Source organism: Luteolibacter luteus, from assembly GCF_012913485.1.
GTDB classification, from domain to species: domain Bacteria; phylum Verrucomicrobiota; class Verrucomicrobiia; order Verrucomicrobiales; family Akkermansiaceae; genus Haloferula; species Haloferula lutea.
Window position 1 is genome coordinate 1,272,036 of record NZ_CP051774.1, and the last position, 14,679, is coordinate 1,286,714.

Annotated in this window: 13 protein-coding genes and 1 tRNA gene; 11 read left to right on the forward strand and 3 right to left on the reverse strand. The window is 57.9% G+C overall.

The annotated features are described in order from the left end of the window. The first annotated feature begins 48 nt into the window (after positions 1 to 48). Positions 49 to 2,109 carry a sodium-translocating pyrophosphatase gene (locus tag HHL09_RS05195; protein WP_169453415.1) on the forward strand — a complete coding sequence of 687 codons (2,061 nt, stop codon included), beginning with the start codon at positions 49 to 51 and terminating at the stop codon, positions 2,107 to 2,109. A gap of 159 nt (positions 2,110 to 2,268) precedes the next feature. Continuing rightward, the gene (locus tag HHL09_RS05200) at positions 2,269 to 2,697 is read left to right on the forward strand and encodes a hypothetical protein (protein WP_169453416.1); all 429 of its coding nucleotides are present in this window, start codon (positions 2,269 to 2,271) and stop codon (positions 2,695 to 2,697) included. A 102-nt stretch (positions 2,698 to 2,799) separates the two neighbouring features. On the opposite strand, the gene HHL09_RS05205 is transcribed toward HHL09_RS05200, so the two are convergent. Continuing rightward, on the reverse strand, positions 2,800 to 4,413 hold the full coding sequence (locus HHL09_RS05205) for a GDSL-type esterase/lipase family protein (protein ID WP_169453417.1): 1,614 nt from the start codon (positions 4,411 to 4,413) through the stop codon (positions 2,800 to 2,802). Positions 4,414 to 4,656: 243 nt separating this feature from the next. On the opposite strand from HHL09_RS05205, the gene HHL09_RS05210 reads away from it, so the two are divergent. Then, positions 4,657 to 4,738 (forward strand) — tRNA-Leu (locus HHL09_RS05210). An 84-nt stretch (positions 4,739 to 4,822) separates the two neighbouring features. Here HHL09_RS05210 and HHL09_RS26810 read toward each other — a convergent pair. Further along, a complete protein-coding gene (locus HHL09_RS26810; protein ID WP_425491633.1) occupies positions 4,823 to 5,152 on the reverse strand; it encodes an HNH endonuclease in 330 nt (109 codons plus the stop codon). Between the two features lie 193 nt (positions 5,153 to 5,345). On the opposite strand from HHL09_RS26810, the gene HHL09_RS05220 reads away from it, so the two are divergent. Next, a complete protein-coding gene (locus HHL09_RS05220) occupies positions 5,346 to 5,795 on the forward strand; it encodes a phage terminase small subunit P27 family (RefSeq protein ID WP_169453419.1) in 450 nt (149 codons plus the stop codon). After that, positions 5,746 to 7,473 (forward strand): terminase large subunit, encoded by a 1,728-nt coding sequence (locus tag HHL09_RS05225; protein ID WP_169453420.1) that lies wholly within the window; start codon positions 5,746 to 5,748, stop codon positions 7,471 to 7,473. The genes HHL09_RS05220 and HHL09_RS05225 overlap by 50 nt, the downstream gene beginning before the upstream one ends. Positions 7,474 to 7,476: 3 nt before the next feature. Here the strand turns inward: HHL09_RS05225 and HHL09_RS05230 are convergent, their stop codons facing one another. After that, positions 7,477 to 9,861, reverse strand: a complete 2,385-nt coding sequence (locus HHL09_RS05230) for an NACHT domain-containing protein (RefSeq protein ID WP_169453421.1) — start codon at positions 9,859 to 9,861, stop codon at positions 7,477 to 7,479. A gap of 131 nt (positions 9,862 to 9,992) precedes the next feature. Between HHL09_RS05230 and HHL09_RS05235 the strand changes: the two genes are divergently transcribed. The 6 genes from HHL09_RS05235 (at position 9,993) to HHL09_RS05260 (ending at position 14,623) form a co-directional block, all read left to right on the forward strand. Next, complete coding sequence (locus HHL09_RS05235; RefSeq protein WP_169453422.1) at positions 9,993 to 11,282, forward strand: phage portal protein; 1,290 nt, start codon at positions 9,993 to 9,995, stop codon at positions 11,280 to 11,282. Continuing rightward, on the forward strand, positions 11,279 to 12,109 hold the full coding sequence (locus HHL09_RS05240; RefSeq protein WP_169453423.1) for a head maturation protease, ClpP-related: 831 nt from the start codon (positions 11,279 to 11,281) through the stop codon (positions 12,107 to 12,109). The genes HHL09_RS05235 and HHL09_RS05240 overlap by 4 nt, the downstream gene beginning before the upstream one ends. Next, complete coding sequence (locus HHL09_RS05245) at positions 12,099 to 12,245, forward strand: hypothetical protein (RefSeq protein ID WP_169453424.1); 147 nt, start codon at positions 12,099 to 12,101, stop codon at positions 12,243 to 12,245. Before HHL09_RS05240 ends, HHL09_RS05245 begins: the two co-directional genes overlap by 11 nt. After that, positions 12,245 to 12,610: a phage head closure protein gene (locus HHL09_RS05250; protein ID WP_169453425.1), complete on the forward strand. Its 366-nt coding sequence runs from the start codon at positions 12,245 to 12,247 to the stop codon at positions 12,608 to 12,610. Before HHL09_RS05245 ends, HHL09_RS05250 begins: the two co-directional genes overlap by 1 nt. A gap of 112 nt (positions 12,611 to 12,722) precedes the next feature. Then, positions 12,723 to 13,244 carry an SLATT domain-containing protein gene (locus HHL09_RS05255; RefSeq protein WP_169453426.1) on the forward strand — a complete coding sequence of 174 codons (522 nt, stop codon included), beginning with the start codon at positions 12,723 to 12,725 and terminating at the stop codon, positions 13,242 to 13,244. An 89-nt stretch (positions 13,245 to 13,333) separates the two neighbouring features. Then, positions 13,334 to 14,623, forward strand: a complete 1,290-nt coding sequence (locus HHL09_RS05260) for a phage major capsid protein (RefSeq protein WP_169453427.1) — start codon at positions 13,334 to 13,336, stop codon at positions 14,621 to 14,623. The last annotated feature ends 56 nt before the right edge of the window (positions 14,624 to 14,679 follow it).

Genomic DNA, 14,679 nt, shown 5'->3' on the forward strand with positions numbered 1-14,679 from the left:
AGAACCGATCATCCATGGTGTAAGAGAACCAAACCCCTTTCCATCCTCGTGCAGAAATTCCTGACCGACCACGGCATCGGAACCTCCCTGACCTTCGGTGTCCTCGGACTTGCCGCCGCCGTTATCTTGATCCGGATGGTCCTCGCCGCACCCGCAGGGAATTCCCGCATGGAGGAAATCGCCAAGGCCGTGCAAGATGGTGCCAAGGCCTATCTCCACCGGCAACTCGTCACCATCAGCGTGATTGCCGTGGTGCTTCTCATCGCGATCTTCTGGCTTCGAGATTGGCAGACCGCGCTGGGATTCATTATCGGCGCGGTTTGCTCGCTAGCAGCCGGGTATATCGGGATGATGGTCGCGGTCCGGGCGAATGTGCGCACTGCCGAAGGGGCGTCGAAAAGCTACCATACGGCCATGCGGGTGGCCTTCAACGGAGGAGCGGTCACCGGCTTGTTGGTTGTCGCGCTCGGGCTCCTTTCAGTGGGCATTTTCTTCCTCTTCATTCGCGAGATATCCGGAAGCCCGCGGGCAGCGGTGGATTCGCTGGTGGGTCTCGCCCTCGGGAGTTCGCTCATCAGCGTCTTCGCCCGGCTCGGGGGAGGCATTTATACCAAGGCGGCCGATGTCGGTGCCGATCTGGTCGGCAAGATCGAACAGAATCTTCAAGAGGACGATCCTCGCAATCCGGCGACCATCGCCGACAACGTGGGAGACAATGTCGGCGACTGCGCGGGCATGGCAGCGGATGTCTTTGAAACCTACGCTGTCAGCCTGATCGGCGGTGTCTTGGTCGGCTACCTGACCTCGGCCACGGACAGCATGCAGCCTCTGGTCTACCCCTTCCTGATCTGCGGCATCTCGATCCTCGGTGCACTGCTCGGGATCCTTTTCGTGAACATCGCAAGGATCGGGGCGACTCCGGCATTGGTAGGCGGCGTCGCGATCAGCGGCATTGTCTCTTCCGTGTTACTCTGGCCGCTGACCCACACTCTCTTCCCTCAGGCGGTGGAATTCGCAGGCAAGGCAGTCGGCGCCGGACAACTCTATCACTGCGTGCTGGTCGGCATTGGCCTGACCTTCGCCACGGTCATCATCACGAACTACTTCACTTCCACCGCGCACCAACCCGTGCGGCGCCTAGCCAGAGCCTGCGAAACCGGGCACGCGACCAATATCATCGCGGGCATCAGCACCGGCCACCACGCCACCGTACTGCCGGTGCTCTGCATCGTCGGCTCCATCTGGTATACTCATTCGGAAGCCGGTCTCTACGGCATCGCCATCGCAGTGGTCAGCATGCTGAGCCTTTCCGGCATCATCATCTCTCTGGATGCCTTCGGTCCGATCACGGACAACGCCGGCGGCATCGCCGTGATGAGCGACCTCGATCCCCAAGTGCGAGAGGTCACCGACAAGCTCGATGCAGTGGGCAATACGATGAAGGCCGTGACCAAGGGTTACGCCATCGCCTCCGCAGGCCTCGCCGCCATGGTGCTCTTCGGCTCCTATGTGGAGGAACTCAAAGTCCACCTCGAGCAAGACTTCACCTTCGACCTGATGGATCCGCGCGTGATCATCGGCCTCTTCATCGGCGGGCTGCTCCCCTTCTCTTTCACCGCCTACGCGATGGATGCGGTGGGCAGCGCAGCCGGGGCGGTGGTGAAGGAGGTGCGGCGGCAGATCACCGCCTTTCCGGGCATCCTGGATGGCACCCATACGCCGGAATACGGGCAGTGCGTGGATATCGTGACGAAGGCGGCGCTCCGCCAAATGATCCTGCCCGCACTCCTGCCGCTGATCTTCGTCATCGTGGTGGCCAAGATCCCGGCCCTCGGGCCCATCGCCCTGGGCGGCCTGCTCGTCGGCACCATCGTCACCGGCCTCTTCATCGGCATTGCCATGACCTCTTCAGGCGGCGCGTGGGACAACGCAAAGAAGTATATCGAAGACGGCAACCACGGCGGGAAAGGAACGATCGCCCACCGGGCCAGTGTCACCGGAGATACCGTCGGAGATCCTTACAAGGATACCGCCGGTCCGGCCGTGAATCCGATGATCAAGGTGGTCAATATCCTGGCCATCCTGGTGATCCCCATTCTCTTCCGATAAGCCGCTCCGCCGGAGAGGCCGGGCATATCTTTCAAGGAGGCCCCAAGATGACACGGGAAGCCCAGTAAGGCTGGCAGATGGGAAAATCTCCCATGACAATCTGCGCCATGTCCCTTGCATCCGCGCTACTCATGGGCTTTCTTCAAGGTTCTCAAGCAAATGTCGTCCCGCTCCGTCGCCGTTGAACAAACCTCCCGCGCCCGATCTCTCCATGACAAGCGGCCCTTCAATGTTGCGGTCTTTTTCGCGGTGATCCACTATCTTTGTCTCATCGCCTTCCTGACCTGTGCGGTGATCCTTGTCCTGAATCCCGTGGAGGGATCGGTGATGATCCTCATCGCCTCGTTGGTCGGCTGCCTGTTCTCCTGGCTGGTCTCGTTCTTCAAGCGACGCTCGGCACGCTGCCCGCTCTGCAAGGGCTCACCCCTGCTGGACACCGGAGCGGTAAAACACACCAAGGCTTTCCGTCTGCCGCCTCTCAATCACGGCAACACTGCGGTCCTCGGGATCCTCTTCCTGCAGCGCTTCCGCTGCATGTATTGCGGCACGCCCTTTGACATGCTGAAGAAGTCCTCCCAACATCGCTGAGATCTTCTCGGGAATGCGGAACGCCGGTCCCGAAGAAGGAATCCTCGTTGCAGGAGTTCAGCAACGCGGGAGCCAGCGTCCAAAAAAAGCACCGGGAACCTCTCACTGCCTTGCTTCGGCAGCAGTGATGAAATCCACGATCGGCTTGGGGTCGGGGAGGCTATGCGGATGATGTTTGCCACCGGCCTTGCGGATCACCTCGATCTTCCCGCCGAGTTCCTTGTAGCGTTTTTCAACGAGATCGATGTTCTCCGCCACCGGAACAACTTCATCTGAATCGCCGATTACCGCAAGGACCGGGATTCCCGCCTTCGCCAAGGGGGCCAGCTGATCCACCGGGTTCTTGGAATAAGCCATCGCCTCTGCCTCGCTCAATCCATAGGCCTGCAAGCAGCGCTTCCAGTCCTCCGGGCTACCCGGCCCCACGCCCTTCCCACCGGGCCAGCTCTTGAAATCGCAAACCGGGGCATCGACATAGAGTGCGGTCACCCGCTCCGGGTTCAGCGCGGCCCAGTTGAATGCGAAGAGCCCGCCGCGGCTGAAGCCTTCCAGCGTGACCTTTTTCGAGAGCCCCTGCGCCCCCACCAGTTGATCGTAGAGCGCATCCATGTGCCTCATCGCCACGGGAGCACCGTACATGTTCTGCACATCGATGTAGGCCACATGGTAGCCGCGCGCGAGCAACTCAAGGTCAGCCTGCGGCTCATGCCCGAAGAACTCGGTGCGCCAGATCCATGGATTTCCCTTGGCTGGCTGCTTGGGGCGCACCAGCAGCGCGTCACGTTCATCCACCTTGAAGTCCAGACGCTCATAACCCGACCACTCGGAAATCCGTGCTTCGTCCACAATGCGGTATTCCTGCCACAGCTTCGCGGCCTCGCGCTTGGCTTCGGCTACCGGCAGGCCTTCGGGAACCCCGGGTCGCGAGTGCTTCGTTTCGCTCAGCCAAGCGTCCCGCAGGACTTGGGCACGGCGATAGAGTACCGGATACGCGGCAGCGTTGGCGAAAGGCAACGCCTTCCGTTCGAGAAGGGGTAGCAAGTCCTCCCCGATTTCATCCGCAATGAAGCGATGTCCCTCCGTGCCCGGATGCACGCCATCCGCGGCGTAAATGAAACCCGGATTCGCCACCCTCGCGCTCGCAACCGCGGCCTTTAGACCGGGACGGATGTCGATCACTTTCCAACCCTTGGCCTCGTTCGATTTCAGCCAAGCCGCCTGGGCATCCAAAACCCCGTCGTAACTTGAAGGATCCGGAATATTCTTATCCGGATTAAAGAGCGGTGGGGTGACAAAAACGATCTGCGCCCGGGCCCCTTCCACCTTCTCCTTCAGGAGCGTCATGCCTTTCTTGTAGGCGTCCATCCTTCCTTCATCCAGAGGCTGGTAAATCCCATCGTTCATCCCGTAGCAGGCGATCACCAGATCGGGGTGCAAGGCATCAAGCACCCGGTCCAAGCGCTGATGGATGCAGGGCCGCACGAACTGCCCGCCTGCATGACCGGGCTCCGACAGGCCGGAGGTGGTCTCACTGCCAAGGCCGACATTGATGATCTCGCCTTCGGCATAAAAATTGTCATGCCTCAGCTGCGATTCCACCCATGCTGCCCAGCGGCCATCGTAGGTAATGCTGTCTCCCAGAAAAACCACGGTTGGCCCCGACCCTTTTGCCAAAGGACTCAGACAGAATAGCACCATGCAGAGGAGACGGGTCATGCGGCCATCAGAACGCCCAGCCGGCCAGCGATCTAGCAAGAAACACCGGCACCCGAAATGGGTGACATTTCCGGTGGATTTCACCGGCCGGACGTCGCAGCCCGCCAAGGGGCCTATCCTCCCTGCGCTCTTTTCGCTTTCCCCCCCTCCTCCATGGGTTACAAAACCCCCGAGCATCCGTGACGACTTATCTTCGATTTGAAGGGCAGCCGCCACCCTTGCTGGACCAAAAGATTGAACAATGCCGGGATGGCGGAATTGGTAGACGCACCTGATTTAGGTTCAGGCACCGCAAGGCGTGCAGGTTCGAGTCCTGTTCCCGGCACTTGATTTATCAAGGATCTCTCATCGTTGTTCCGATTGTGATCCGATAAAGCGAAGGTCTCTAACACACTTTAGGAGAGACTCTTCAACCCCACTTCGCGGTCTTCTTCGAGTGGCAAGAGTGGCACAGCGGCTGATGGTTTGCAGGGTCATACTTGAGCCCTCCCATGCTCATCGGTCGCACGTGGTCGGTGTGGCTAGCAGGAGCCACAGCACCGGGCGGACCGAACGCGGCTGAGGACTCCTCTCCCTCTCTCCACACTCTCACCTTGTCACAGTAACAGATCGGATTTCGTGCAAGGTAGCGCCGCGAGTAGGCTGCCCAAGCATGGTCATAAGTCCTTTGATTTCTTATCTTAGTGAATGATTTGCCTTTATTGATAGCCCTGCGGAACCGTGTATTATGCAACGTCATGAGGTTAAGATAAGTTAAACACTAAGGTATCCTAAGGGGTGGGGGGGGGTCGAATTTCCCCGATCCCCCTTTCAGGAGAGCGCGCCCAACCCAATTTAATCGCTCTGTGAGTTTTGAGGGGGGTGGGGTCAACGGGGCGAAAATACGGTCAACCGATTTTTTTTCGGAGATTCTAACCGGCACATTCGGCGCGATGGGAGCGCGCGGAACGAAGCCGAAAGAGAACCTTGCCAGCATGGCCGGGGCGCTTTCGCCGTTGGTACAAAAGGCCCCGGATGGGATTCGCGGAGGAAATGGCGCGAAGAAGGAGTATGAGCGGCTTGCGAGGGAACTCGCGAAGCTGGGACACCTTACCGACCTGAACCGCCAGATCCTTGTGGAGTATGTCGAGGCTCGCGAGCTGGCGGACATGGCGCTCGATGAGCTGCATGACCTCGGGGTGACCTTGGAGAATTCCGAGAGCGGCAACCGCTACATGAACCCGGCAATGACGGTGCTCTCGATGGCCAATGCCTCGATGGAGCGCGCGGCCAAGGCGCTGGGCATGACTCCCCTCGCCCTGCAGTCGATCAAGAACGTGAAAACTCCAGCCCGTGAAAAGAAAGAAGACGGCCCCAGCGGCTTCCTCACCGGCGGCGGTTGAGCACGCTGCGATCGACTACGCGCGGGAGGTGGTGGCCGGGGACCGGCTGGCTTGCCGGTGGGTCAAGCTGGCATGCGAGCGCTTCCTCCGCGACCTCGAGCGGAAAGACATCCGCTTCGATGTGGCCGCCGCGGATCGGGCGATCGCCTTCATCCAGGCGTTCCGGCACTACAAGGGCCAATGGGCCGGGCAGCGGATGACGCTCGAGGCGTGGCAGAAGTTCGTGATCGGAAACATCTTCGGTTGGAAGTGGGTCGATAGCGGTCTGCGGCGCTTCAAGTATGCGCACATCGAGGTGCCCCGGAAGAACGGCAAGACCCTGCTCGCCGCTGGTATCTCGCTCTACATGCTCTGTGCCGATGGCGAGGGCGGGGCCGAGGTCTACAACGCGGCCACGAAGAAGGATCAGGCGATGATCCTTCACCGCGACGCCCGGGTCCTGATCGAGAAAAGCAAGGATCCCGATTTCAAGGCGGCCTTCGATATCCGGAAGAACCCGCCGATCATCGAGTATGGCGCCGCGGATTCCTTCATGAAGCCCTTGGGCCGGGACACTGAGGGCGACACCACCGACGGCCTGAACCCGCATGCCGTGATTGCCGATGAGACGCACGCCTGGACGACTCCCGGCTTCTGGAACGTGCTGAACTCCGCACTAGGTGCGCGGTCGCAGCCGCTCTTCCTCATGATCACCACGGCGGGCCACAATATGGATTCCGTGGGCCGGTCGCACTCCCTCATCGTCCAGCGGATCCTAAAGGGCGAGGACGGCGGCGAGGGTGATGACTACTTCGGCATCATCTTCACGATCGATGAAGGCGACAACATTGAGGACCCGATCACCTGGGCGAAGGCAAACCCGCTTTATGGCGTCACGGTCGATGAAAAGAAGTTCCGGTCCCAGCTCGCGCTGGCCAAGGCGGATCCGGCGATCAATCGGGAGCTCAAAACGAAATGGCTGAACATCTGGATCAACCAGGCATCGCTCTGGCTCGACTCCGACAAGTGGAGCAAATGCCGGCTCGATTTCGACAAGCGGAAGCTCGAAGGCCTGCGTTGCTATGGAGGGCTCGACCTCGCCATCACCCGCGACCTTTCGTCGCTTGTGTGGGTGTTTCCGCCACAGGATTGGCTCGAGCGCTGGACCTTACTCGCGCATTTCTGGTGCCCGGCGGAGGACATCATCACCCGATCGAAGCGGGACAAGGTGCCCTATCAGACCTGGGCGGAGCGGGGCTTCATCACTCCGACGCCGGGAGAGGTCATGGACTTCGGTTACATCAAGTCCCAGATCGAGCATGACTGCCGGCTCTACGACGTGCGGGCCGTCGGCTACGACAAGACCTATGCCGCTTCGATCGTTAATCCGCTCGTGGAGGAGGGCGTGAACATGATGAGCTTCTCCCAGGGCATCATGACCATCTCACCCTTCGCCAAGGAGCTCGAGCGGCTGGTGATCGAGGAAACGAAGCTGAACCACTTCGGTCACCCGGTCCTTGCGTGGAATGCCGGCAATGTCGTCGTGAAGACCGACGCCAACGGCAACATAAAGCCGGACAAGAGCAAATCGGAGGAGCGCATTGACGGCATTATTGCCGCGATAATGGGACTTGGTGTCGCTATTGAGGAGGAATACGGGGGGTCACTAGCAGGGGACTGGCATTGCACAGTAGTCTAACTACTAGGCCTCAACCTCAACATCCACCTCGGATATCGCTTCAACGAGCTTGCCGCCTCTGGCCTCCAGGAGGATTGAACGGAACTCTTTGAGCAATTCCTTCCGATGGTGTGCGACATATGGCTCTAGATATTCGCAGATGTCGTCTGCGATCCCTTTGGTAACCTTTGAAGTGATCCTTGCCTTTGAAGTTGCAAACGAACCCATGTATAGCGCGATTAAGAGCCGAGGATCTTTTACCTTTTTCGCTTTGATGCTTCCAAAGGCGGCCTCTAAATTCCCTGCTTCGATTAGCCCAACAGTTACCCAAAAATGATATACTTCGCTCTGATCACAGCCATTCTCCGCCTTTGAAAGCAGATGCTTAATGATTTCCGAAGCAACAGCATCTCGCCCCATCAAGTAATTTACCAAAAACTCATTCAAGGGATACTTCGCATCAGAAGAACTCTCATTGAGATTCCCTGCCAACGTTTGACAAACCCAATGCAGGACTTCGACACGGTCGGGAATGTCAACAAAGTAGCACGCCTGCGAGGCCAAGCCAACTGTAACGGCAGCACAAAACTTTTCTCCTGCTGTAACCAGCTTAGAATCAACCGCAGTAGAGAGCAGCCCGTCACTATCATCTGGATTCGATCCAAAATAAAACACGATCACCCTCCTCCACCATTCGTCACCCATATATGGCAGGATTACCATCGAGTCCTTAATAGCACATCCCGCAAAGTATTCTTGGAGCAAGAGATGCCTGAATTCGATGCCCTTCTCCCCAATCCGTAGCAGGCCGGAGCGATGAACCAACTCCTCAAGCAGAACGTCGATCTTTTCTCCCGAATCGGTAAGCTTCTCCAATCGTTGTCGCAGGTAGCCTTCACATTCCTCCTCCGGAATTGAAGTCAAACCTTGCGAATGCATGTAGAGTGCCAGGTCACCGAGCAACCGGTGCTTTAGGGGTCCTTCAAACTGCTGGCTAAAGCCTTTTTTACTATCCCAGCGACCCAACATGATCTCGCAGAATTTCGCAAACAGTTCGGTAATATTGGCCGGGATGTCTTTTCGCTGCGCATCCGCTGTTGCGGTCATGATCGTCACTAGCAACGGATTTATTTCGATCCCGTGAATCTGATTGAGCTGCCTTAAGACCTCGGCGGTCTTCTCCACCGGAATGACTTTATTCTTTGCGGCTATGTTGAGCAGTTTCTGAGCTTCCTTGATCTCCAGAGGGAGCACATTCCACTCTTCAAATGACGATAGAAAAGGACATCTTCCGATGAATGAATGCGGTCGAGTAGTCAGCACAATCTTACATTTCGGAAAATCCGCGTGAAACTTGGCAACCTTTGCAGAGAGCAGCTGCTTTTGCGAATCGCTGGATGCTTCATCCAACGCGTCGATTAGTAGAAGAACATTTCCTTCATTTAGGTCGCTTTGCGTGAAACCGGCGTCACGCATGCTCTTATTAATTTTTGAAGTGGTAGCCGCGGCCATCTCTAAGATTGATGCATCATCCGCAACAATAGATGTGGAACGCATTATAACTGGCACCAGCGACCCGTGCCCTCCGACCGTCCTTTTACTTTCGATCTCTGCGAGCCTGCGAAGAAGGGTCGACTTGCCGAACCCGCCATCCCCCTTAATAAGCAAAAGTTGCTTTCTCCTAGAAAGTATTGCGACACCAGAAATCTCCTCGAAATCTGGTTTCTGGGTTAGTTTACCATGTGATTTCTCGTGCTTAATGAAGGTTCTGCATAATCTCAAGTTGGCATACCCCTCCTCACTCACCGCAGAGGTCAACTCAAGATCTGCCAAGATATTTACCAGTGAGAGCTCGTCTTTTGAAGCATCAAGTTCCTCGTAAAGGGCTACCAGGTAGGGATTTCGCTTGGCCGAGATCCCGACCCAGTATTCGGGATAAAGAGCATCAACGTCATTGATGATCTCATGGTGATCCATAAACCGCAAATTGACCTCCTTTACCTCTTGAGCAATATACTTTCGAGCCGCCTGGTTAATCTTCCCGCTGGCACATAAAATCCCAACACTCGGCTTACTCTTAACCTTTGTTTTCGTATTAACCACGCTTGTGTTCATCACCATCTTCATCTGGGTGACGGCATTGAGCAGGTTCTTCGAAGCGTCAGAAGCCATATTGAGATTACCCGTTTTGGTCTGAACAGCGTAAATCATTTCGACGCCCATTTTATCCACCGTCGTGAAGTAGCAGTCCTTCCCTTCCTCATCATTGCCGCACATTTCCTCTCCATGAACAAAGCCTTTGCGAAGAAACAAAGGTCGAATCAGCTGATCGCGAAAATCATCCTCGGACAATTCACGAAGTGCCGCTTCCTTCTGAGAGAGGGGTATCAAATCAGGCGAGTTAGTCATCGAACTATCCGACGTATATAACAGCGACCTCTGTTGCCAATACAAATATCAGGATGATCCGGACTGCTGAATCAGTCGAATCACGCTCCGTCTGCCTCGAATAGGAGTTCATTCTTTGGCGACCTCGGAAGGTGATCCGGAGATTCGACGAGGCCCGGGAGGCGATCATGGCTTCCGCAAACACTCCTGCCGTGCCGGTGGAGAGTGGATCCGAATCGGCTCCTGAGGCTGGCACCTTGGGGATGGGATCGGACTGGCGGAGAATGTGGGGGAACGACGATGCATCCAGCGCGGCGGACCGACTCGCGGCCGTCTATGGCTGCGTGGCGGTCATTGCGTCCTCGATCGCGGCGATGCCCTTGCAGCTCTTCCGCCAGAATGGGGAGACCCGGGAAAGGGAAACCACGCACCGGCTTGCCGGGCTGCTCGGCGATGCCCCGAATGAGGCGATGACTTGGCCGCAGTTGCGCGAGGCCCTGCTCTACCAGGTGATCCTCCGCGGAAACTCTCACTCCCGCCAATTTTGGAGCGGGGGCTTTGTCCGCGAGATGTTTCCCCTGCCCCTCGGATCGGTTGCCACCTCGCTCACCGATGCTAGGAGGGTCGCCTACGACGTCGGGACCAATCAATTTAAGGTTCCCGAAGGCCGTTTCTACCGGCCCGACATCGCCCATTTCAAAGCCCTCACCGGCGACGGCATCGAGGGCATCAACCCGATCAAGCATTGCCGCCTTTCCACGGCCGCCGGCGTTGCCCTGGCGCGCTACGGCAAGACCTCGGCGGAGAGCGGCCAGCCTCTTCGGGGCATCATCACCGCGCAAACCGTCTTCAAAAACACCGATCAGGCGAAACAGGTGCGAAGCCGATGGGGTGAGGCTTACCGTGATTCGGTGAGCGGCGACGGCATCGCCATCTTCGAAGGCGGCGACATGAAGTTCCACCAGGTGACGATGAGTATGCGCGATGCGCAGTTCATCGAAAACATGGAATTCACGGTCGCGGAGATCTGCCGGATCTTCAACGTGCCGCCGCACAAAATCCAGAAGCTCGACCGGGCCACGTTCAACAACATCGAGCACCTGTCCCGGGAGTTCTACGTTGCCACCTTGGTTCCGTGGATCACGCGCATTGAGGCGACCTTGAACCAGTGCCTGCTCACCGAGGGCGACCGCCGTGCCGGGCTTTATCTCCGCCACAATGCCGACGGCTTGCTTCGCGGTGACCTGCAGAGCCGCTCCGAGGCCATGAAGAATCAGATTTCCTCTGGGCTGATGACGCCCAACGAGGGCCGGGCCTTGGAGGATCGCCCGCCCCTTCCCGGGGGCGACCAGCTCCTTTTCCCGATCAACCATGTGCCCTTGGAGAAGCTCGGAGCAGAGAGCCAAGAGCCCGGAGCCAAACCGAAAGAACCAAAGCCATGAAACGCCCCATCCTCTTTGACCAAAACGCGATCCTCGCCACGCTCGAGGGCCGCAAACTCACGAAGAAGCAGAGGGCTTCCCGTCCTGACAACGTGCTTCCGTCCTTCGAAAACGTCGCCGCGGCCAAGGGCAAGAAATCCGCGCGGATGTATCTCTACGACGCGGTTTCCTACTGGACCGGCAATGATGCACGGACCTTTCAGCGGATGCTTTCCGACAGCGACGCCGAAGAGATCCACCTTCACATCAACTCCCCGGGTGGATCCGTCTTCGAAGGCGTTGCCATTTTCAACCTGCTGGCGGACCATAATGCCGACGTGATCGTTCACATCGACGGCATCGCCGCCTCGATTGCCAGCGTCATCGCCCTCGCCGGCGACACGGTGAACATCGCCGAGAATGGCATGGTCATGATCCACAATCCCAGCGTGTTTGCCTGGGGAGATTCGGACGTCATGCGGAAACAGGCCGAGGTCCTCGACCAGATCAAAGCGGCCATCCTCAATACCTACGAGAGCCGTACCAAGCTCGGCCGTGACGCGCTTTCCGCTGCCATGGATGAAGAGACCTGGTATTCCGCCGACGAGGCCATCTCCGCGGGCTTTGCCGCTGCCAAATTCTCTCCGCCGAAGGCCAGGGCCCTCTGGCTCCCCGAGGACTACGAGCTCCCCGATACCGCCGCGATGCTCGCCAAGCCAAAGGAAGAGGAAGAGGAAGAGGGCGAAGAGCCCCCGCCAGCACCGGAACCCGAGCACCGAGGAACGGTGGAAGACGTCGCCGCCGCCGCCGATCTCATCGCCAAGATCCGCCTGTCCCATGGACTCTGATCAGCTCGCCGAACTGCTCGAGGAGGTGCGCAATCTCACTGCCGCCATCGTGGACCATGCGGAGGCTCTCCGCGACAACACCGCTGCGATCCGGGAGAAAGCCGAAGGTGGCGGTGAAGAATCCACCATGGACTGATGAATCCGGGACTCCTCAACCAGCGCATCCGCTTCGAGCGGCAGACCACTTCCGCGGACGAGACGGGCCAACCCATCGAATCATGGCTGAAGCTCGGAGGGTGCGCAGCCCGCCGCAAGCCGGTCACCTCGCGCGCGCGCACCGAGCAGGTCATTGCCGATCGGGACACCGAGCGGCGCACCATGGTTTTCCAGATGCGCTCGCGGCCGTTCTGCTCCCTCTACAAGGAGGGTGATCGCTTGGTCGAGCTGAAGCGGACCGACTTTCCCGAGACTGTATGGAAGGTCATTGGATGGGCGGAGATCGAGGGGACCAACGGCATGTATGTCGAGGTCACTACTGAACAATCTGGTAGCCGTCATTAGTGAAGGGAGAACTTATGCGAGGCTGTAGCGATCTTTCTAAATAGACAGGATTGCGGATAACTGCTCACCTGCCGACGTGATGGCCCAAGACTCAGAGGATGTTGAATTACTCATGACGGATTGGTTCCGTCGTTGCCGAGAGAGCCAAAAGGCGCACTATGAATACGGATCAAAACTTGAAAGTCGGCACTTTTGGTTCGGAATACCTGCAATCATTCTTTCAACTGCCGTAGGTGCATCTTTCTTTAAAGATGGGGTTGATGCGCAAATTCGGTTGGGGCTCGGCTTACTCAGCATGGCTTCTGCCGTTGTAGCAGCGCTCCAGACGTTTCTAAATCTCTCGGACCGCGCTGCTAAACACAAAGCATCGGGCGCATCTTATGGCGCGATCCGGAGAGCCCTTGAGCTGCTAAAGACTCTCCCCCCCGCAGACGGGGACAAAATGAGGCAAGCATTGGAAGACATCAAAGGAAGGATGGACGATCTGGCAGCCTCTGCGCCGGCTATCCCCTCAAAATTCAAGGACAAGATCGACAAAGGGTTGAAGGGAAGGATTCACAACCGAATTTTCAGACTTATACCTCGTGCCGTAGAGTCGGAACTGAATTCCAACGGAGATTCGCCCGACAAATAGTCAACATCCTCGTTACCGTAGGTGCTGAATGAGCTGAATGCGACCATCGACTCATTCCAAAATTGCGCTCCAGTCCCGAATTTCGGGATATGGATCGCAACGACATCCTTCGCTCGATTGAGAATCACAAGTCCGGCCTCGCACCGCTGCTGAGTGCTTACGAAGACTTGGTCAACTCCACCAAAGGCAAGGGAGAGGGCGGCAAGGACCGTGCTTTCACTGCCGAGGAATTCACGAAGCACGCGAATCTCGGAACCGAGATCAACGTGCTTAACCAAGCCATCGCGACCGACCGCGCGATGCTCAAGGCCCTGAACCTGTCGGAGGCCGAAGACGACGACACCGCCGACAAGCTCGGCCTGTCTGATCGTTCCAGGCTTCCGCATGCTTCGGACGAATATCTGGAGAACTTCCTCAACTTCAGCCAAGGCGGATTCACGGCGCAGGGCATCGATCCAAGCCGCTTCAAGAACCTCACCACGGTATCTCCGTCCACCGGTGGAGTTCTGATCCCCACCACGATCGAAACCTCGATCTTGATGGAGGCAGCGGCGCTTTGCCCATTGCTTCGGATCTCTGCGGTGGAAATGACGTCTTCCCTCAAGGACCAGATTCCCTTTATCGGGGAAATCGGCGTCATGGGTCCCCGCAAAGAGGCTGAAGCCTACACGCTCAACGAGCCTGCACTCTCGAGCAAGCAGATCGACATCTTCAACTACGGAGGCTTTTTTCCCGTCTCCCAAGAGCTTATGGAAGATGCCTCGCAACTGCAGAGTGCCTTCCGCGAAGTGTGGGGCCGCTCTTACGCCCAGACCATCGAGGAATACGGCTGGAAGGGCACGAGTGGACAGACGGCGTTCTTCAACCAAGCCGGAAGCGGTATCACCATCACCCTCGCCGGCCGCGTATGCCCTGGTATCCGAACCATGAACAGCACGGTGGTCCCGGTGGTCACCTTCGGTGCCGCCGCGGCTGTCAGCTCCGATGACTTCATCAAGCTCAAGCAGGCGGTGGTTCCGGAGGCCCGCAGCGGTGGCGTCTATGTGATCAGCTCCGACGCCGAAACGAAAGCGCTGCTGTTGAAGGACACGACCGGCCGCCCGCTCTGGCAGCCCAATCTCATCGTCGGTCAGCCCTCGATGATCAATGGCTCTCCCTACGAAGTCTCCAGCCGCCTTGACACCGTGGGCACCGGCAACAACACCGCTTTCTTCGGTAACTTCAAGCAGGCTCACAAGATCGCCATTCGGAAAGGCCTCGTCGTTAAGACGAGTTCTCACTTCCTCTTCGGCAACGGCATGATTGCCGTCGCAGGCGACTGCCGCTGGGGTGCCGGAATCAAATACAACGGCTACATCGCCCGCGGCAATCAGGCCTAATCGCTACCCTTCCAAGTACGACACGCACACCAGGGCCGGCCGGGAAACCGGTCGGC